Below are 19,981 nucleotides of genomic sequence, written 5' to 3' on the forward strand. Positions count from 1 at the left end.
AAGATGGGCGCGAAGTTCGACATCAGCTATGTCTTCACGTTTTTCCCTAAGCTGTTAAGTACGCTGCAAACGACGTTGCTCATCGCAGGGGGGGCGCTGCTGGCCGGTCTGATCTTCGGCTTCATCGCGGCGCTCCCGCGCCTCTACAAGGTTCCGGTGCTGCAGCGGCTGTCTCAACTCTATGCTTCCTTCTTCCGGGGTACGCCGATTCTGATTCAGCTCTTCTTGTTCTACTACGGGCTGCCCGAAGTATTGAAGCTGATCGGCATCGACATCAGCCGTGCTCCCGTATTGCTGTTCGTCATTGTTACTTACGGGCTTCATACCGGCGCTTACGTGTCGGAGACGATTCGTTCGGCCGTCGCGTCCGTCGATCGCGGGCAGGTGGAAGCCGCCTATTCCGTCGGCATGTCCGGTTACCAGGCCTTCACGCGCATCGTGATGCCGCAGGCGCTGGCGATCGCGGTGCCGGTTCTCTCGAATGTCATCCTGGCGCTGCTGAAGGACACGTCGCTTGCGTTCTCGCTCGGCGTGATGGAGATGACGGGCAAGACGTCGTCGCTGGCGACGCTGACGAATCATTTCGTCGAAAGTTATATTTCCTTGGCGCTGATCTATCTCGTTATCAGCATCGTGCTGGAACGGCTGCTGCTGGTTCTCGAAAAGCGGCTGCTGCGTCACGAGAAGCGCGCCGTCGAGTCGTTTCCGGTCTATCGGCGCGAGCGGTTTCGCCGGATCAAACAGTTTTTCACCCGCGAGAGGAACGTTCGGTTTAGAGAGGAGGCGAGGTAAATGAAGCTGGATCCATCGTTCATCTGGGAAGCCTTCGTCAAGCTGCTGCCGGTGATTCCGACCAGTCTGCTCATTACGGCGGTATCGGTGCTTTGCGGCTTCATCATCGGAACGGCGGTTGCGTTCATCCGCATCTATAAAGTGCCGTTCCTGCATCCCATCGCCTCCGCGTACGTCACGTTCATCCGGGGCACGCCGATGCTGACGCATCTGCTGATTATCTATTTCGGACTGCCGATGCTCATCGACGGCTTGAGCGAACAGTTGGGCTTCGGCTTCCGCTCGGCGTCCATTCCTTATATCTATTTCGCTTTTCTGGCGTTCTCGCTGACGGCGGGCGGCTATATGTCGGAGGTTGTGCGTTCCGGTCTGCTTACCGTGAATCGCGGGCAGATCGAAGCCGCTTACTCCGTCGGCATGACGACGCCGCAGGCGATTCGGCGCATCGTCTTCCCGCAAGCTTTCGCAGCGAGCATTCCGAATTTAGCGAATGCGGTCATCGGCATGCTGCATGCGTCGACGCTGGCTTTCACCGTGTCGGTCGTGGAGATTTTCGCCAAGGCTCAGATCGTCGCTTCGACGAACTGGAAGTTTTTCGAGGCTTATCTGGCCGCCGCCGTTATTTTCTGGGGGCTCACCGTGCTCATCGAACGCGTCGCCGTCATCCTGGAGAAACGAATCAATCTGTACAATCGAGGTGGGGTCGCATGATTAAGTTGACGGGGATTACGAAATCGTTCGGGAAACAGCAAGTGCTGCAAGGCATCGACCTTAAAGTGGAGAAAGGCGAGGTCGTCGTCATTCTGGGCCCGAGCGGCTCTGGCAAAACGACGCTGCTGCGCTGCATCAACTACTTGGAGCGTCCGAACGAAGGACGGATCGCGATCGGCGACTTCGAACTCGACTGCGCCCATGCCGGCAAGAAGGACATTCACGCGCTGCGCGGCAAATCGGCGATGGTGTTCCAGCACTATAACTTATTCAAGCACAAGACGGTGCTTGAAAACGTGATGGAAGGGCTCGTCATCGTGCAGAAAATGCCCAAGGAGACGGCGCGCCGCAGAAGCATCGAAGTGCTGGAGAAGGTCGGACTCGGCGAGAAGCTGGACGCTTATCCAAGCATGCTCTCGGGCGGACAGCAGCAGCGCGTCGGCATTGCCCGGGCGCTGGCGTTGAACCCGGAAGTCATCCTGTTCGACGAACCTACGTCGGCGCTCGATCCCGAGCTGGTCGGCGAGGTGCTGTCGGTTATCCGCCGGATTGCCAAGGAAGGCATCACGATGATCGTCGTCACGCACGAGATGGGCTTTGCCCGCGACGTGGCGAATCACGTGGTGTTCATGGACGGCGGCGTCATCGTCGAAGAAGGCGCGCCGAAGGAGATTTTCAACAAGCCGCAGGAAGAGCGGACGAAGCAATTCTTCAAACGGATCATGCCGGAGCCGGCCTATTCCATCTAACCTATCTAACGATCATCAGGAGGGGAAAGCAATGGGAATTATACTTAGCATTTTGGATCAAACGCCGATATTTCCGGGAGAAACGGCGGTGGAAGCTTTTCAGCACACGGTGACGCTGGCGCAGCGGGCGGAGGCGCTCGGTTACAGACGGTTGTGGGTGTCGGAGCATCACGATTCCTCGTTTATCGGCGGCTCCTCTCCGGAAGTGCTCATCTCGCATCTGCTTGCCAAGACCGAACGCATTACGATCGGCTCGGGCGGCATCATGCTGCAGCATTATAGTCCCTACAAGGTCGCCGAGAATTTCAACGTGCTGGCGTCCCTCGCCCCTGGCCGCGTTGATCTCGGCATCGGACGCGCTCCTGGCGGGCTGCCGCGCTCGACGCAGGCGCTCCAGCGCGGAATCGAAAATCCGCCGACGTTGACGGAGAAGATCGTGGAGCTGGAGAAGTTCATCCACGATAAGCTGGAGGACGATCATCCGCTCGCAGGGCTGAAAGCATCCCCTTCGCCGGAAACGGCGCCTGAGCTGTACGTGCTCGGAACGAGCGTCGGAAGCGCCGAAATCGCGGCGTCGCTCGGTCTGCCGTACGTGTTCTCGCAGTTCATCAACGGCGATGAAGAAGTGGCGCTGGCGGCATTCGCGGCCTATCGGACACAGTTCAACGCCGAGAGCGGCCGTCAGCCGCAGGCCATCTTCGCCTTGTCAGCCGTCGTTGCGGACAGCGACGAGGAAGCCGCAGCATTGGCCGGCAATCATAAGCAAGTGAAGATTCATCTGGAAAGCGGACGGACGCTGACCGTCGGCACGGTCGAGCAGGCGGAGGAATACGGCAAGCAGTCCAACGAGAAGTATCGCATCGAGGTGAAGGAACCCGAGGTGACGAAGGGCTCGAAGGAGACGGTGCGCGCCAAGCTGCTTGATCTGCAGCGTAAATACGGTGTGGAAGAGTTCATCATTACGACGAACGTCCCGAACTTCGAGAAGCGGCTTCGCTCGTTCGAGCTGCTGCAGGAGGCGGTTGCCGAGGCGGCTCTGTCGGAAGTTTCGTCGGCTTAGGCGGGATTGATATAGACTAGACAAGATAGATCGGATAAGAGGAGATGGCCCAGGCGTCGTTGAAAGCTCGGGCGGTCTTGATTAGCAGGAGGGATTCACTTGGTTGAACGGTTGGAAGGAAACGGCAGGGCCGGCGCGGAGAGTCGGGATGAGGAACAACTACAGAAGCAGTTGGTCGCCATTCGCCGCCAGCTGCACCGGAACCCGGAACTGTCGCAGGAGGAATTCGAGACGACGGCATCGATTCGCCGCTGGCTGGAAGAAGCGGACATTCGAGTCATCGATTACGGGCTGCGGACGGGACTCGTCGCCGAAATCGGCGGCTTGCTGCCGGGCCCGGTCGTCGCGGTCCGCGCGGATATCGACGCGCTGCCGATTCAGGAAGAGACGGGCTTGCCGTTCGCGTCCCAGGTGCCTGGCCGGATGCATGCGTGCGGGCATGATTTTCATACGGCTGCCATCGTCGGCACGGCGCTGCTCCTGAAGGCGCGCGAGCGGGAGCTTCGGGGGACAGTCCGGTTCCTGTTCCAGCCGGCGGAGGAGAAGGCCAAAGGCGCGCAGCAATTGATTGCCGCCGGCGCGTTGGAAGGCGTAAAAGCCGTCTTCGGCATGCATAACAAGCCGGATCTGCCCGTAGGCACGGTCGGCATCAAGGAAGGTCCGCTCATGGCGGCGGCTGACGGGTTCGTCGTTGAAGTCGCGGGGCTGGGCTCGCATGCCGCGGTGCCCGAAGCGGGCATCGATCCCATCGTCGCCGCGGCGCATATGATCACCGCGCTGCAGACGATCGTGAGCCGCAACGTCGGTCCGCTGCAAAGCGCGGTCATCAGCGTCACGAAGCTGAACAGCGGTACCGCTTGGAACGTGATTTCCGACAAGGCGGTGCTCGACGGCACGATTCGTACGTTCGATGAAGGGGTCCGTGAAATTGTGCTGCGACGGTTTCAGGAAGTTATCGAGGGAGTGGCGGCGGCTTTCGGGACGACGGCGAACGTTCGCTGGATTCAAGGACCGCCGCCCGTGACGAACGCCGCTTCGCTCGTGCCGCTTGCGCTTCAAGCGGCAGCAGATGCGGGGCTGCAGGCGATTACGCCGACGCCTTCTCCAGCCGGCGAGGACTTTGCTTTCTATCAGCGCGAGGTGCCGGGACTGTTCGTGTTCATGGGGACGTCCGGACCACGGGAATGGCATCATCCCGCATTCGATATCGATGAGGCCGCACTGCTGCCGAGCGCGTCGTTTTTCGCTCGTTTGGCCGAATCGGCGCTGCTGGGCCTTGCGTCCGAGTAAGAGCTGAACCAGAGACCAGCACCAGCATCTGCATAGCTCCCGTATCAGCCCCAGCCCCAGTATCAGCACAGAGCCAGGATAAAGTGATCGTGGTTGATCCAAACAAGCTTTATATAAGCTCTCATTGTAAAATCCGGCGCGGGTTCGGCCCGCAGCACGCAAAACGGAGGGACTACCCTATGACTGTACATGCCAATCCCATTGAAACGCTGCTGTCCGATTATTCCACGCTTCATCAGCAGCTGAAGCAGAAGATCGCGAGCTTGAACGAGGATCAATTGACATGGAAGGCGGCGCCCGGCACGTGGAGCGTGACGGAGGTATTGTCGCATCTGACGGACCATGCGATCGTCGTCGGTTTCCGGATTCGCGAAATTCTGGCGGGATCCGCCGCGAAGCTTCCGGCTTTCAACCAGAACGCATGGGTGGATTCGTCGCTCGCCAACGAAGGCTCCGCACAGGATATTCTTGCTTTCTACGAGTCGTATTTGACCTATAATCTGCTCTTGCTGAAACGCCTTGCGCCGGAAGCATGGGAGAAAACAGGCGTGAATTTCAAAGATGAAACCGTGTCGCTGCGCGACGTCGTCCAGGGCTTCGTCAAGCATGTGCATCATCATATTGCTCAAATCGAACGCATTACGTCTGCTTACGCCGTTGCCTGAACGGGCATCGAATGCTCGAATTTCAAGCTTCACCCATTAGGAGGAATAATCATGAGCAAACCTCGCAAACAATTGAAACTCGGTGCCATGCTGCACGGCGTTGGCGGCAATCCCGCCCTGTGGCGTCACCCGGAAATCAAGTCGGACGCCAGCGTAAACTTCGAATTGTACAAAAGCTGGGTGCAGAAGGCGGAAGCGGGCAAGATGGACTTGGTATTCGTCGCGGACGGCTTATACATCAACGAGAAATCGATTCCGCATTTCCAAAACCGCTTCGAGCCGATCTCGATCTTGAGCGCGCTCGCCGCGATCAGCACGAACATCGGTCTCGTCGGCACGCTGTCGACTTCCTATAGCGAACCGTTCACGGTCGCTCGCCAGTTCGGCTCGCTCGACGTGCTGAGCGGGGGGCGCGCAGGCTGGAATGTCGTGACTTCCCCGCTTGAAGGATCGGCGCTGAACTACAGCAAGAAGGAGCATCCGGAGCATGATCTCCGCTATCGGATCGCGACGGAATATCTGGAAGTGACGCGCGGGCTGTGGGATTCCTGGGAGGATGACGCGTTCGTGCGAGATAAAGCATCCGGCGTGTTTTTCGATCCGGAGAAGGTGCATGCGCTGAACCACGAAGGCGAGTTCTTCTCGGTCAAAGGGCCGCTGAACATCGCGCGTTCCAAGCAGGGACGGCCGGTGATCTTCCAAGCGGGTGCGTCCGAGGTCGGCAAGAATTACGCGGCGAAAGAAGCCGATGCGATTTTTGCCGGGCACGAGAATATCGAAGATGCAATCGCGTTCTATGACGACATCAAGGCGCGCGCGGCGTCCTTCGGCCGATCCGCGGACGAAGTGCTCATCTTCCCGGGCATCGGACCGATCGTCGGCGCAACGGATGAAGAGGCGGAGCGCAAGTATCAGGAAGTGGCCAATCTCATTACGATCGAGACGGCGCTCAATTACTTGGGCCGGTTCTTCGAGCATCACGATTTCTCCCAGTATCCGCTCGACGAGCCGTTCCCGGAGATCGGCGATCTCGGCCGCAACAGTTTCCAGAGCGGCACGGACAAGATCAAGCGCGACGCGAAAGAGCGCAATTTGACGCTTCGCCAGGTCGCTCTCCAATCAGTGACGCCGCGAAGCCGGTTCATCGGGACGCCGGAGAAGGTGGCCGATCAAATCGAGGAATGGTTCGTACGCGGCGCCGTGGACGGCTTCATGATTGCCGAAGCCGTGCCGAACGGGCTGACGGATTTCGTAGACCTCGTCGTGCCGATTCTCCAGGAGCGCGGCCTGTTCCGGACCGAGTACGAAAGCGATACGCTTCGCGGCAACCTCGGCCTGGCTATTCCGGCTAACCGGTATGCGAAAGAGAAGGCATCGATTTAAGCAGCGTGGAGCACTGATTAGAATAGCGTTACACCCGTGTAATAAGAGACAGTTCCCGAAGGTCGAGCGACCTGAAGGAGCGGTCTCTTTTTTGGCGTATGGCGTCATGGCGTCGGCTCGTTTTTCAGCCATCCTTCAGCCATCCTTCTCTTTCAGGGTGCGCTCAGTTTTGGTTCAGATACGGGGACTATGATAACGATGCGGCTGTCACTCATAGGTTCGAATCATTTGGATCACATTAGGAAGGAAATGTCCGCGGCCTGTGTTTCACGGGGGAAGGGGCTGTTCAACAGATGAAGACAAGTACGATTGCCGCTGCCGGACGGATGAACAAAGAACGTGTGCCGGAGCTCGAAATGCTGAGGGGAATCGCGATATTAGGCGTACTGATGGTTCATTCTACGTCTAAGGCAGTCGTCGAGGTGCCGAATTCTATTCTGCGAGGATTCTATATCTTTCTCAATACGTTCTCGCTGTTCTGCGTGCCGGCTTTTGTGTTTCTATCCGGGTTTGTGCTGTTTTATAATTATTTCGAGCGGCCGCTGACGTTATTCACGATCAGGACCTTCTATCGGAAGCGGTTGAGGCAGCTGGTCTTGCCGTACCTGTTTGTTTCGCTCGGTTATGAACTGGTCATGCATGCGTTGAACCATCGAGCTTGGCAGCCTGCCGGCATGCTGAGGCAATTTGGCGAGCATTTGCTGACTGGAAAATCCTACGCGCACCTTTACTATATATTGATTACGATCCAGCTGTACGTGCTGTTTCCGCTTCTGCTGCTGCTGTTCCGGAAGCTGCGGATGCCGGTGAAGCTGGCCATTCCGTTCGGGTTCGCCGTCCAATGGGCATTCTATTTGTTAAACCGGTACTATTGGCATCTCGAAGCCAAAGGCGATTGGTCGTTTATGTATTTCTCGGCTTTCCTGATCGGTGCTTATCTGGGCATGCGATCGGATGCGTTCAAGAACTGGTTTATGGCAAGCGGAACGCGGCGTTCCTTCATGCCTAAGCTGCTATCGTTAGCTTGGGTGGGCGTGACGTTCGGATTCGTTTGGATGTATGATCAGTACCGGACGGGCGCTCCGGCCCCGGCAGGGTATTGGTTCGAAATCGGATACAACCTGTTCACGTTATTGACGACGCTTGTTATGTTGAAAGTCTGCGTCTGGCTTAGGCGTCATGCGGTTGTTCGTCTTGCGACGGCCGCTTTGACGAATTTAGGCGCATTATCGTTCGGCATCTATCTCATTCATCCCTTGTTCCTGCTTATCTATCACCGCCATCCGCTTGCCTCCGCGCAGCCGCCGGCATATCTGCTCTGGACAGCGGGAGGCTTCCTATTCGCGCTCGGCGCGTCGGTAGTGGTTCTGCTTCTGGCGCACCGGTTCATCTACTGGTCTTGGATCGTGCTTGGGCCGGCTCCGGCAAAGCTCCAGTCGAGGCGGGCGAGAGTTCCTAGCGTCGAGGTGCTGTTAACCGAGGCGCTGGATAAGGGGTAATGTATGGGTTGCATTTACGCAAAAAAGAGGCCGTCTCGAGTTGAAATCGAGACAGCCTCTTTCTTTCATTGCCAGCGAAGGTTTTTCGAATGGGAGCGACTTTGGTGCGAAGCACCACGGGAGCGCCCATCGCAAAACCGAAGCCTTATTTGCGGCTTGCTACAGCCACGTCCTGTACGGCTTTATAGATCGTGTCGAACAGCTCTTCCAGGTTCGCTTCCTCGATGCACGAGAACGCAACGCGCAGGTCGCTTTCGCCGAGCGCGATCGTACCGATTTGGTATTCGTCCAGCAGGCGCGTGCGGACGGTTTCCGCATCCACGCCGTTTAGCTTCAGGCACATGAAGTAGCCGGAGTTGAACGGATAGTACGACCACACGTCGCCGTAACGGCCGCTGTCGAGCAGGCCTTTTACCGTATTGGCACGGCCTTTCATGATCGCGAATTTCTCTTCCTTCTGCGCATCGAATTCCGGCGACTGCAGCGCCTTCAGGACGAACGTCTGCGAAGGGTGCGGACCGCTGGAGATCGTCGCGCGGATGATGCCGAGCGTCTTCTGCTCAAGCGCGCTCAGAATCGCATCGGAACCGCCGGCGTAGGTGATAAAGCCGACGCGGAAGCCCCAGACGTATTCTTCTTTGGTCGCGCCGTCGACTTTGATCGGCAGCACGCGCGGGTGCAGGCCGGCCAGTTGGCCGAACAGCGATTCTTGCATGGAGCCTTCGAAGAACAAGCCGAAGTAGGCGTCATCCGTGACGGCTACGACGTTAATGCCGGCTTCGGCAGCGTCGTTCAGCGCAGCGACGATTTCGGCGCCTTCTTGCGCGCCCGGCGTGTAGCCCGTCGGGTTGTTCGGGAAGTTCAGGACGACGATGGCTTTGCCTTTGTCCTTCTGCGCCAGCAGCGCTTCGCGCAGCCCTTGGCTGTTGAAGCGGTTTTCGCTGTTGTACAGCGGATATTCAACGATTTCTGCCCCGCGGCGAACGCCGAAGGTCAGTTCGTAATTTTCCCAGTTTTTATTCGGAATAATGACGGCGTCACCGACATCCGCGAACAAGTCCGCGACGATGCTGAGACCATGCGTAAGCGCATTGGTGACGACTGGATTACCGTAAGCTTTGTTCGCAAGCGACGGATTTTCCTTCAGCATTTTGACACGCCATGCGCTGCGCAGCTCGGGTTTGCCGGCTGGAGGCGCGTATTCGTACAGATCCTTCGGATTGTACGCGGAGAGCGTGTCTTGAATGACTTTCAGATGCATCGGCTGACCGTTCTCGATCGCGATGCCGATCGTTGCGTTGTACTTCTTCGCCTTCGCTTTTGCTTCGGCCGATTGGCTCAAGATGCCTTCCTTCGGAAAATAGATGGCTTTACCGAGTGCGGATAACATCTGGAAAACGTGGCCGTTCTCGCGCTCAATCGTCGCGTTCAATTGCTGGGCAAGTGGGTTCATGGACTTCATTCATCCTTCCGGTAGTTCAGTCTCTTAGTTTGATTTCCGATTTGGAAACCGATTAGGTGATATTATACCACTTCAAGGCATCGGAAGGCCATGAAAGTCCATAGATTTTTCGAATATTATTTGTAATCGTTGTCCGATTCAAAAGCAAACTAGGCAAAGCCCGCGCGGCATGTTGGCAAAGGCTTCGCAGTATTGTATGATGGCAACGACATTCGTTTAAAAGCTGGGAGGAAGCCGGAGATGCTGCACTGTTCGCCGACATCGTTTCTATTAAAATCCGCGTTCGCCAAAATCGTCTGCGAGCCGAGTTGGAAGTGGGCGAAGCGCGAGAAGCCGCTTGCCAATTACGATTTGTTCTACGTGTGGAGCGGCATCGGGGAAGTGCTGCTGAACGGCGTGCCGGTGCCTGTCGGCAAAGGCAGCTGCTTCCTGTTCCGGCCGGGCGATTTCACGAGCGCCACCCACGATCCGCAAAGGCCGCTGGTGCTGACGTACATCCATTTCGACGTTTCCGAGCCGGTCGATTTGATTCCGCAGCCGTATCGGATGCTGCAAGAAACCGTCGATTTCGAATATCTCCTCTCCCGCTACGTCCGTCTGTTCCTGGTCAAGACGTATGCGGCGGAGGAAGAGGCGCAGCTGATCCTCAAGCAGCTTGTGATTCATCTGCTGCGGGGCGATCAAGAGATCCCCGTCGAAGAGCGGAAAGCGAGCAACCAGCTGACGGAGGCGATTCACGAAATCGCCAACTACATCCACCAGAACCCGAGCATTGCGCACCGCGTCGAGGATTTGGCGCAGCGGGCCCAGCTGTCTCCGCGCTATTTCTCCATTAAATTCAAGGAATTGATCGGCTCGTCCGTCCAGTCGTACATGATCCGTACCCGGATCGAGCGGGCGCAGCATTTGCTCATGCATGCCGGGATGAACGTGACCGAGGTCGCGGACGCGCTGGGCTATCGGGATATCTTCTTCTTCAGCCGGCAGTTCAAGCAGTACACGGGCAAAAGCCCGTCGGAAATTCGGTAGGCGTCGGCGCCGCAGTCGAATTTCCGATAGGCTTGGCTGTCGTCTAATAGAAATCATCTTCTAGTCGCCGATCATTCCCTTGGCATGCGGGCAAAATTGATTCATGAGCGCGATCGTCTCCGCATCCAGCGGCAAGCCGCGTTCCGCCAGCTGGGCCGTGATGGACTCGCGGGCCGGCTGTTTGAGGTTTTGCCCGAACTTGAATTTCCCGCTGATGCGGTCCGCGTCGATGCGCACGACCGCAACGCCCTTCAGGCGAGGAACGTAATCGGGATCCGCCGAATCAATCGTTTTATAACCCCCTTCAGGCTGCAGCTTGCGCATGAGCGCTTCGAGCGCGGCCGCCTTTTCGGCCAAATCATCCACGATGACGGCCTGTCCGTCCACCCGCACCGATTTGAAATAAGCCGTCGCAGGGCACGCCAGGAGCGGATCGCTGAAATAGGACGGGATGATCGCGTACTCCTTCGCCGCCATGAACGTGACACGCTGGTTTTTCTTGAGCTGGGTCATTTTCTCCCCGATCCGGCTCCCGTGAAAATAAACGCTCCCGTTAACGTAGACGAAATTAAGCGGCGTCATCGACGGTAAGCCGTCTTCTGCGACGGTGCCGAGAAAGCCGAAGCTCATCTCCTCCATGAAGCTTGTGATTTCCTCCGAATCGTTCTCCTCGTTGACTTCGAATTCCGTTCTGCGCATGGCCATTCCTCCGTTTTCCAATGGATAGCTCCAAGCATACAACGGACATTGACAACTCAGAAGATCCAATTATGATTAGTTTTATTAGACCACTTGGCAGTAGTTACGGTCGGCAATTGGAGGCAGGGCATATGGACTTGGATTTTCGAATCGCGTATGAACGCTATTACGGGGAGCTTGGGCGCAAGACGGAGGCGTTGTTCCAGGCGCTGCGGGAAGCGATCGTAAGCGGGATGTTGAGCGGCGGAACCCGGCTGCCGTCCAGCCGGAAGCTATCGGAATTATACGGGTTATCCCGCGGTTCCGTGAATGCGGCTTACGATATGCTGATCGCGGAAGGCTTCGCCCGCGCGGAGGGGGGAAGCGGAACCTTCGTTGCGACTAGCGGCTTTCCGCTGCACGGACCCGAATCGGATCGGCGCGCGGGTGCGGCTCCGATTGCCTTGTCTGCGCGGGGAGAACGGCTGGTAGCTGGGAAAGCCAGGTTCAGGCTCGTGGAGAATCATCCGCCGAATCCGCATGACGGCGCTTTGGAACGAATCAGCTTCCGGCTCCGGGAGACGGACGCGGAGTTATTCCCGGCAGAAGCGTGGAAATCGGCCATGCATGCGGAAATCCGCGAGATGATGGCGGCTTTTCCGGCGATTACGGCTCCCGTGGAAGGCTATTTGCCCCTGCGCGAGGCCATCGCGCACGATCTTCGGCGCGAGCGGGGCATTCGCGCAAGCGCCGCCAACGTGTACATCACGAACGGCTCCATGCAGGCGATTGCGCTGTTAGCCATGCTGCTGGTCGAACCCGGCATGCCGGCGGTGGTCGAAAATCCGTGCTATGCCGGCATCAAGCGTGCGGTAACGGCGGAGGGCGGCGTCCTGCTAGCCGCGGTTGTCGACGATTGCGGCATCGTACCGCAAGATTGGGTTGCCCGGCTGCTGCTCGTATCGCCGACGCGGCAGTTCCCGACGGGAGCCGTGTTGTCCGCCGAGCGCAGGGCGGAGCTGCTCGCTTGGGCATCGCGCCGAGGCGCCGTCATCATCGAGGACGACTACGACAGCGAGCTGCGCTGGGGCGGCAGGCCGGTGGAACCGCTGAAGGCGCTGGATCGCGAGGATCGGGTCGTCTATATCGGGACGTTCTCGAAGACGATGTTCGTGGATCTGCGTTTGGGCTACGTCGTGCTGCCGGATGCGCTGCTGGAGCCGTTCCGGCTGGCCAAAGCGCTGCTGGAGCCGCATCCGACGGCGCTGGTCGAACAGCGGGCGATGGCGCATTTTATCGGGAGCGGCGCGTATGCCAAGCATGTCAGGCGGATGAAGCGGATTATCGGGCGCCGGCTGTTGGCGTTTCGGGAAGAGGTGGAGGCGCGGCTTGCGCCATGGTTTCGCTTCGTGCCAGCGGATGCGGGTCTGCATATGTACGCCGAGTGGCGGGGGGATGAGAAGCAGTATGTCCGGCTGAGGGAACGGTGCGATGCGGAAGGCGTGAACTGGTCGATCGGCGATTCGTTGTGGGAGAACGGGGAACCGCGGTGCACGGCGCTGTTCGGGTTCGCCCATTTGAAGGAAGGGCAGATCGCGCAAGGCGGGGCGTTGATCGAAGCGGCTTGCAGGGAGTTGGAGGGCGCTTGACAGGCTCATGTCCAAGTCTCCTTTGCGATTGCCGTTACAGCCTCAAGCCGTTCATTACATAGGGCCGAACGATGTCTACAAGCACCTCGACTCGATTAGTATCCTCGACAGTTAACCAATAATGCGCAGCGCTATAGATGGATGCGCCGGTCATGGCCGCCATGACTTTGATATGACGCCTGTCCGCCCCGTGGGAGGTATCCCCTTTCATGAAAATTCTTTCTATCGTTTGCTGCAGCATTTTTTTTATTTTGTCATCGACAAGCGTAGCCATCGACTTGGAATCCATTCTGCAGATCCGATAAAAATCCACGATGTATTGGTGCGTCATCAAGATGAGCTGGTTACATATTTCGTCAGTAAATTCCTGCGCATTCGCCACTTGCTCTGGAAGCCTCTCATGAAAGGCCTGTTCCGTGATTTCGTCAAGCAAAGCAAATTTATCTTCAAAATGGGCATAAAAGGTGGCACGGTTGACGGTAGCTTTCTGAGCGATATCCTTGATGGTGATTGTTTCAAATCCTTTTCTTTGCAGCAAGTCTCTGAATGCTCCTCTAATTAACTGCCGTGTGCGCATTACCCTCGGATCTTCCTGATTTGCCATTGCGCCGCCTCCCCTTTTTTAACATCAAATCGCACAATGTGTTGTCTAAGCGACTTTCTTCGGACTCTGCCGGTTGAAATCAAAAGCCTGCGATATTATTATCTTATCGAACAGGTGTCGTTTAAACAATCTATGACGGATTCCTTGAAGGGAAGGATCGAATTTGAGAGCCAACCCATATAGACTCTTGATATTTGGCGCCGGCGTAATTGGCAGTGTATATGCACTTCGCTTAGCGCAGTCGGGATTAGACGTTACTATATTAGCACGAGGAAAGAGACTGGAGGCGCTGAGAAGGGAAGGATTGAAATATAACGATAATGGAACCATCAAGCAATTATCGATCAAGACAATCGAAAAACTTGAGAACGATGATTGTTATGATTTTATTTTGGTCCCGGTCAGATATGATCAGGCCGAATCTGCCCTGTCCGCGATCAAGGATAATTGGAGCAAGAACATCGTCACTTTGACCAACACCATAGGATACGACTCTTGGCTTGAAATCGTGGGCGATCGCTTACTTCCGGGATTCCCGGGCGCCGGTGGAGATATTAAACAAGGTGTTCTATACGCTCAGTTTGGCTCCGAGAAACATCAAGGAACCATTTTTGGTGAAATAAATGGACTGACGACCGAAAGAGTGAAAGAGCTTGCCCAAATCTTCGAATCGGTGAATTTGCATTATGAAATCCAGGAAAATATTCGGGCGTTCCATATTTCGCATACTGCGTTGGCTATCGTCAACAAGCATTTCTATACGAATGACGGAATGGTGGACATCGGGACGGCAAGAAGCGCAAGCACGCTAAGCAAGATCGCCGCAGCTATTAAACAAAACATTCGCCTGGTAGAGCAAGCCGGAATTCCGGTAATCCCGCCCGAAACGAAAGCGATGGGAGAAATGTCTGACAACGATATTATTTCCCGTTACCGCCAGATGCTGAGCAATGACTTCATAATTGATGTAAAGCTTGGGAATCATGCCGTCAGCCAAAAAGCCGAGATCATGTTATTAGACGAGATGTTTCACAAAATGACTTCCATCCGGCGATGACATAACTATAGGTGAATGGCTACAAGTTGTTGCATGCGATCCATATTTTGAGCGAACATCCGAATGGGAATTGCAGGATTCCGCTCTAAAGTCCGGCTAAGCGCTTCATCTAGTGTATAATGCTAGAAGGCAGCTTCCGCTTGGACGGCAGCTTCACGAAGGAGAACTTATGACATTCGAACAATTGCAACTTATTCCACCTATTCTTAAAGCGTTGGCCAAAGAAAATTATAAGCAGCCGACGCCCATTCAAACGCAGGCGATTCCGCCGGTGCTGGCCGGTCGCGACTTGTTCGGCTGTGCCCAGACGGGAACAGGCAAGACGGCGGCATTCTTGCTGCCCATCCTGCAGCTGCTGGGAGCCAAGCAGGATCGACCGAACGGCAAACGCGTCATTCGCTCGCTGATATTGACGCCGACGAGGGAACTGGCTATTCAGATTGCCGATAATTGCAAAGCATACGGGCGCTTCATGAACCTGCGCAGCGCCGTCATCGTGGGCGGCGTCTCGCAGAAGGCGCAGGAGCAGGAGCTCGCTCAAGGCACGGACATTCTAATTGCCACGCCTGGCCGGCTCATCGATCTGATGAATCAAGGGTTCGCGGACCTGCGGCATGTACAGATTCTGGTACTGGACGAAGCCGACCGCATGCTCGACATGGGCTTCATTCATGACATGAAGCGCATCATCGCCAAGCTGCCCGCCAAACGGCAGACGCTGTTCTTCTCGGCGACGCTGCCGAACGAGATCAAATCGCTGGTAGACTCGCTGCTGACGAATCCGGTGAAAATCGAGATTACGCCCGTCTCCTCGACGGCAGAACGGATCCGGCAATCGCTTTATTTCGTGGATAAGCCGAATAAACTGCCGCTGCTGATCGATCTCCTGCAGGACAAGTCGATCGGCAGCGCGCTCGTATTCACCCGCACGAAACGCGGCGCGGATCGGGTGGTTCGCGGCCTGACGAAGGCGCAGATCGCCGCGCAGGCGATTCATGGGGACAAGTCGCAGACCGCCCGCCAAACGGCGTTGAATAATTTCAAGAACGGCGTGACGCGCTTGCTGGTAGCGACGGACATCGCGGCCCGGGGCATCGACATCGACGAGCTGTCGCATGTGATCAACTATAACCTGCCGAATATTCCGGAGACGTACGTGCATCGGATCGGCCGGACCGGCCGGGCGGGATTAAGCGGGATTGCGATTTCGTTCTGCGAGCACGAAGAAATTCCGTTCCTGAAGGACATCGAGAAAGTGATCAAGCAGCGGGTTCCGGTCATTAAGGATCATCCGTATCCGATGACCATGACGGAGCCTGCTCCCGCGACAGCTGTGGCGGCCAAGGCCGGCAGAGCGCCTTCAGCAACGGGCGCTTCGCGCGGCCATAGCGGCGGCACCGGTCGGAACGTCGCCGGCGGACGGAGCGTCGCCGCCGGTCGGAGCGATGATGCCGGAAGTGGAGGAACTGGCGGTTCCGGCGGCCGCCATCGCAGAAGGCGGCCCAAAGCCGGCAAGTGACCAACGTCGTTACGACCAAATAGCGATAAGATTGCATTAAAAAACGCCAAGCTGCATCAGCTTGACGTTTTTTTGCGTTTATTGCTCGGCCAGCGTACCGAGCTTCTCGCCCATGCGTACTTTCAAGCCGGTTTTCAAATCGGCGCGAGGGAAGAAGCTGTCGTCCTCGGTGAGCAGCACGACGGTGGAGCCGAATTCGAAATAGGCGAGATCGTCGCCCCGTTCCATCTTGTCGCGCAGCGGCTGCACGTACTTGATGCTGCTGACGTTCATGGCGCCGACTTTGACGATGGCCGTCTCCGCGCTAGAATGGCGCATGTAGGTGATGAGCCGTTCGTTGCGGCTGAGCACCCGGCGCATATGGCGGAGGCCGAAATCGTTGACAGGATATACTTTACCCGGCACATGCTCGCGTTCCACGATCGTGCCGGCGATTGGCGTATGTATGCGGTGGTAATCGGTCGGGCTTAAATAAAGGACCATATAGTAGCCGTTTTTGTAATTCTCCGTGCGCGGCGAGTGGTTCAGCAGCTCCTCGATCGTGTAATCCTGTCCTTTGACATTCACGATCGTTCCTTGCTCGATAGGGCCGCAGCCTGTAATAAGCGCGTCGACGGGACTGACAAGCGCGTTCGGATCCGAATTGACCGGCCGGGCACCGGGTTTCAATCGTCTCGTGAAAAATTCGTTCAGCGTGCTATATTCATGCAGTTGTTTCTCGGCTTCCTGGACAGCAATGCCGTACATGCGGGCGAACCTGGGAATAAAATGCCGGCTGGCGGGCGATTGGGCGAATCGGCCCGTTATGCGCGAAATCCATTTGCGCGAGCTAAGCTCGGTCATGGATCGGAGCAGCCATTTGGTCATGCCGGTCGTTCACGTCCTCTCTTGATTAAGGGCAGTTCTGGATGGTCTGGGACTAGTTTGACATATCGCGGGGTAATTATCAATAGAATACATTCCCACAGGTTTAAGCCGGGCGGCGTTGGCGAATAGTGAGGATGAGGTGATTGACGATGTTTGGAATGATTCTGCTTGCAACCGTCGTGGGAGGCGCGCTGCTGACTTGGCTGAGGATCTGGAACCGCGGAGCCAGACGAGTGCTGGATCTGCTGGCCGTATTGGCGTACATATTGTTTTTTACCGAAGCGGCCCATGCGATCATGAAGACGCTGCTGGACGATACCGTGTTCATGACGCAGGTGCACGAGGTGCTGCTCAGTTGGCCCTTTCTGATTAGCGGCAGCTATATGGGCCCATATGGCATGAGCCTGCTGTTTGCGCAGCTGCGGACGCGGGACAAATAGTTGGGCGAACCAACGCGCGGCGAATCAGGCAGATGGCGGTTGCCGGCTTGGCATTCCGGCGTATGCTGTAACAGCACATTTTCTATCTGGAGAGGCGGTCTGCGCGCCATGGATAAACCCAAAGTCGCATTTGTGACGCCGGGTACGTTTCCTCTGCCGTCCCTGAATAGCAGCTCCGTCGAGCGTGTCGTGGAAAAGACCGTGCCGCTGCTCGTTCCGCATGTCGAAGCGCATATTTACGGGCGTATCAGCCGTTCGCTCGGCAAGCGGGGCAACGTTGGCGGTGCGGCGATCGAACGATTCCCGGCGGCTAACAAGCAGCGCTACATCAAATGCGTGAAACGCGCGGTCGGCAAGCTTCGGCCCGACGTGCTGCAGGTGGAAAACCGTCCCCGTTACGTGCTTAAGCTGAAGCAGCTGAAGCCTTCGAGGCCAATCTGGTTGAATCTGCACTCCAACACCTTTATCCGGGAGCGGGCGATTCCGCTTCGGACCTTGTCCAAATGTTTTCATGCGGCTGAACGCATTATCGTCAATAGCGAATTTCTGAGAGAAGATGCGGCGAGTCGCGTGCCGGCGTGCGCGGATAAGCTGAGGGTCGTCTACCCCGGGGTGGACGTAGAACGGTTTCCGTCCCAGTATTCGGCTGCCGGGGCCTTGCAGCGCGCGGAGCTCCGTACGAAGCGGAAATGGCTCGGGCGCAGCGTCGTGCTGTTCATGGGCCGGCTGCAGGAAATCAAAGGCGTGCATCATCTGCTCAAGCTGATGCCGCAGCTCATAAAAGAACATCCGTCGGTGCTGCTCGTGATCGTTGGCGGCGCATTCTACGGTTCGTACCGGACCACGGCTTACGTTCGCCAGCTTCATCGGATAGGGCGGTCGATGAAAGGGCATGTGGTTTTCGTCCCGTACGTGCCTTATTCCGAAGTGCCGAGCTGGTTTCTCGGAGCCGATGTTGCGGTCGTTCCGTCCGGGAACCGGGAGGCGTTCGGACTCGTGAACGTGGAGGCGATGGCTTGCGGCCTGCCGGTCGTCGCGACCCGCGCTGGCGGGATGAAGGAGATCATCGACCATGGCGTGACAGGTTACATGGTGGATCCCGAGCATGTCGTAGCGGAGATGCGCTCGCGTCTGCTGGAACTCTTATGCAACGACCAGCTGCGTCGGGAAATGGGCCTGCAGAGCCGCCAACGGGTGGAGCAGCACTTCACGTGGCAGCACTCCGCGAACCGCTGGCTGGAGCTTTTGTCGGAGAGGTAACGAATAAAGGTGGCAGAATTGTAAGAAAAAGGTTGAAATTTGTCGGTATCTTACGTAATATAAGAATTAGTTTTGGGACGATTTGGAGTCTCATGCAACAGGAAGCACCTGTTTGCAGGCTGGTTTATTCAGCTTGCACGCAGGTGCTTTTTTGCGTATTCGCGTGGTGGGGCCTTGAAAATTTTGGGGATTTTTTAGCGTGGCAGGTATCGTCGAAATCTAGCAAACAATGGTAATATATGTTAGTTGATCGAGTCCTATGAGCCTAGTTCGCTTCGCCTAGGGAATCCGGGCTTGAAAGGCTATTAGAGACGATTACCATTACTCGGGAGGTTTTTCATATGAACATGAACAAATTTACGATGGCTGTGGTTGGCGCGACACTTTTAGCTAGTAGTTTGGCTGGTGGAAGTTCGGCCATTGCTGCGGAAAAAGCAAAGATTACAAAGGTAGATATGCCCATTAAGCTGCTCTACAACGCGCGCCAACTACCGACTGACGTGCAACCAGAGAGTGTAAATGGGACGACTCTAGTACCCCTGCGTGTTGTATCGGACAAGCTTGGCGGCAAGCTAACGCTGACGGGAAAGAATATCCGCATTGTGAAGGGGAAGAGTACCCTCTCACTTACGATAGGAGCGTCGACAGCATCGATTAACGGCAAAACGACCAGGCTGGCTGTGCCGGTGAAGGTGGTTAAGGGGAGGACGTTGGTGCCGCTGCGTGTGGTGAGTGAGGGGTTGGGTGTCGCGGTTGAGTGGGACAGTATATTGCAGTTTGTATGGATTGGCAGTAAAGACGTGCCTAATATAAGGGACATTAGGCAACCAGTTGATTTCGAACCATATCTGACTTATTTCAATGATTCCGACTTTTTGGCGAAAAGTGGAATGGGGATATATGAGAGAACCTATATAGTGGATGCATCCGATTTACCATATAAAGATGATGTGATGACAACTTATCGTATGGATCTTGCACATGATCAAAATAATCATCTTTATTTGCAAACGATCGTGAATACTCGTGCTTCAATGGCACCATCTTACTATTATCTTTCAAAACAAAAACCTGTTGTTGCATATGGATTGAATTACCTAACAAAAATACCTAAAAAAGGAATTCACTTTTACTATAACGATACGAGTAAAATCGGCGGTACGTTGAATAGCTTAAAAAAATATGAGTATTTCGATGTTCGAAAGGGACTCATAGTAAATAGCAAAGAGATGGCTAAGGTTATGATGAAAAATCCATGGAGGTAAAT

The 19,981-nt window shown here is 56.1% G+C and carries 19 protein-coding genes; 15 read left to right on the plus strand and 4 right to left on the minus strand.

Annotated features, from left to right (window positions below):
* Positions 1–3: 3 nt before the first annotated feature.
* From GZH47_RS23030 to GZH47_RS23065, 8 genes are all read left to right on the plus strand, one after another.
* Complete coding sequence (locus tag GZH47_RS23030; protein WP_162643372.1) at positions 4–792, plus strand: amino acid ABC transporter permease; 789 nt, start codon at positions 4–6, stop codon at positions 790–792.
* A complete protein-coding gene (locus tag GZH47_RS23035; protein WP_162643373.1) occupies positions 793–1,503 on the plus strand; it encodes an amino acid ABC transporter permease in 711 nt (236 codons plus the stop codon).
* Entirely contained in the window at positions 1,500–2,252 is a 753-nt protein-coding gene (locus GZH47_RS23040) for an amino acid ABC transporter ATP-binding protein (RefSeq protein ID WP_162643374.1), read from the plus strand. The genes GZH47_RS23035 and GZH47_RS23040 overlap by 4 nt, the downstream gene beginning before the upstream one ends.
* A gap of 31 nt (positions 2,253–2,283) precedes the next feature.
* Positions 2,284–3,312 carry an LLM class flavin-dependent oxidoreductase gene (locus tag GZH47_RS23045; RefSeq protein ID WP_162643375.1) on the plus strand — a complete coding sequence of 343 codons (1,029 nt, stop codon included), beginning with the start codon at positions 2,284–2,286 and terminating at the stop codon, positions 3,310–3,312.
* Positions 3,313–3,483: 171 nt separating this feature from the next.
* Positions 3,484–4,602 (plus strand): amidohydrolase, encoded by a 1,119-nt coding sequence (locus tag GZH47_RS23050; protein ID WP_404823822.1) that lies wholly within the window; start codon positions 3,484–3,486, stop codon positions 4,600–4,602.
* 179 nt (positions 4,603–4,781) lie between these two features.
* Positions 4,782–5,267, plus strand: coding sequence for a DinB family protein (locus tag GZH47_RS23055; RefSeq protein WP_162643376.1), 486 nt, complete (start codon positions 4,782–4,784; stop codon positions 5,265–5,267).
* 51 nt (positions 5,268–5,318) lie between these two features.
* Entirely contained in the window at positions 5,319–6,650 is a 1,332-nt protein-coding gene (locus tag GZH47_RS23060; RefSeq protein ID WP_162643377.1) for an LLM class flavin-dependent oxidoreductase, read from the plus strand.
* A 293-nt stretch (positions 6,651–6,943) separates the two neighbouring features.
* A complete protein-coding gene (locus tag GZH47_RS23065; RefSeq protein ID WP_162643378.1) occupies positions 6,944–8,149 on the plus strand; it encodes an acyltransferase in 1,206 nt (401 codons plus the stop codon).
* A gap of 145 nt (positions 8,150–8,294) precedes the next feature.
* Here the strand turns inward: GZH47_RS23065 and GZH47_RS23070 are convergent, their stop codons facing one another.
* Entirely contained in the window at positions 8,295–9,602 is a 1,308-nt protein-coding gene (locus GZH47_RS23070; protein ID WP_162643379.1) for an aminotransferase class I/II-fold pyridoxal phosphate-dependent enzyme, read from the minus strand.
* 249 nt (positions 9,603–9,851) lie between these two features.
* Here GZH47_RS23070 and GZH47_RS23075 point away from each other — a divergent pair, with 249 nt between their 5' ends.
* On the plus strand, positions 9,852–10,640 hold the full coding sequence (locus tag GZH47_RS23075; protein WP_162643380.1) for a helix-turn-helix domain-containing protein: 789 nt from the start codon (positions 9,852–9,854) through the stop codon (positions 10,638–10,640).
* A gap of 60 nt (positions 10,641–10,700) precedes the next feature.
* Here the strand turns inward: GZH47_RS23075 and GZH47_RS23080 are convergent, their stop codons facing one another.
* Positions 10,701–11,339: a pyridoxamine 5'-phosphate oxidase family protein gene (locus GZH47_RS23080; protein WP_162643381.1), complete on the minus strand. Its 639-nt coding sequence runs from the start codon at positions 11,337–11,339 to the stop codon at positions 10,701–10,703.
* A 131-nt stretch (positions 11,340–11,470) separates the two neighbouring features.
* On the opposite strand from GZH47_RS23080, the gene pdxR reads away from it, so the two are divergent.
* The gene (pdxR, locus tag GZH47_RS23085; RefSeq protein ID WP_162643382.1) at positions 11,471–12,967 is read left to right on the plus strand and encodes a MocR-like pyridoxine biosynthesis transcription factor PdxR; all 1,497 of its coding nucleotides are present in this window, start codon (positions 11,471–11,473) and stop codon (positions 12,965–12,967) included.
* Between the two features lie 34 nt (positions 12,968–13,001).
* Here pdxR and GZH47_RS23090 read toward each other — a convergent pair whose 3' ends face one another.
* Positions 13,002–13,571 carry a TetR/AcrR family transcriptional regulator gene (locus GZH47_RS23090; protein WP_162643383.1) on the minus strand — a complete coding sequence of 190 codons (570 nt, stop codon included), beginning with the start codon at positions 13,569–13,571 and terminating at the stop codon, positions 13,002–13,004.
* A gap of 187 nt (positions 13,572–13,758) precedes the next feature.
* Here GZH47_RS23090 and GZH47_RS23095 point away from each other — a divergent pair, with 187 nt between their 5' ends.
* Together GZH47_RS23095 and GZH47_RS23100 are read left to right on the plus strand one after the other, a co-directional pair.
* A complete protein-coding gene (locus GZH47_RS23095) occupies positions 13,759–14,628 on the plus strand; it encodes a 2-dehydropantoate 2-reductase N-terminal domain-containing protein (protein ID WP_225446568.1) in 870 nt (289 codons plus the stop codon).
* A 169-nt stretch (positions 14,629–14,797) separates the two neighbouring features.
* Entirely contained in the window at positions 14,798–16,147 is a 1,350-nt protein-coding gene (locus GZH47_RS23100; RefSeq protein WP_162643385.1) for a DEAD/DEAH box helicase, read from the plus strand.
* 78 nt (positions 16,148–16,225) lie between these two features.
* On the opposite strand, the gene asd is transcribed toward GZH47_RS23100, so the two are convergent.
* Positions 16,226–17,014 carry an archaetidylserine decarboxylase gene (gene asd / locus GZH47_RS23105; protein WP_162643387.1) on the minus strand — a complete coding sequence of 263 codons (789 nt, stop codon included), beginning with the start codon at positions 17,012–17,014 and terminating at the stop codon, positions 16,226–16,228.
* Between the two features lie 149 nt (positions 17,015–17,163).
* Between asd and GZH47_RS23110 the strand changes: the two genes are divergently transcribed.
* From GZH47_RS23110 to GZH47_RS23120, 3 genes are all read left to right on the plus strand, one after another.
* Complete coding sequence (locus GZH47_RS23110; RefSeq protein ID WP_162643388.1) at positions 17,164–17,454, plus strand: hypothetical protein; 291 nt, start codon at positions 17,164–17,166, stop codon at positions 17,452–17,454.
* Positions 17,455–17,562: 108 nt separating this feature from the next.
* Positions 17,563–18,714, plus strand: coding sequence for a glycosyltransferase family 4 protein (locus GZH47_RS23115; protein ID WP_162643389.1), 1,152 nt, complete (start codon positions 17,563–17,565; stop codon positions 18,712–18,714).
* Positions 18,715–19,055: 341 nt separating this feature from the next.
* Positions 19,056–19,979 (plus strand): copper amine oxidase N-terminal domain-containing protein, encoded by a 924-nt coding sequence (locus GZH47_RS23120; RefSeq protein ID WP_162643390.1) that lies wholly within the window; start codon positions 19,056–19,058, stop codon positions 19,977–19,979.
* Positions 19,980–19,981: the final 2 nt, after the last annotated feature.

It is taken from the genome of Paenibacillus rhizovicinus (assembly GCF_010365285.1).
In the GTDB taxonomy this organism is placed as follows: Bacteria; Bacillota; Bacilli; order Paenibacillales; family Paenibacillaceae; genus Paenibacillus_Z; species Paenibacillus_Z rhizovicinus.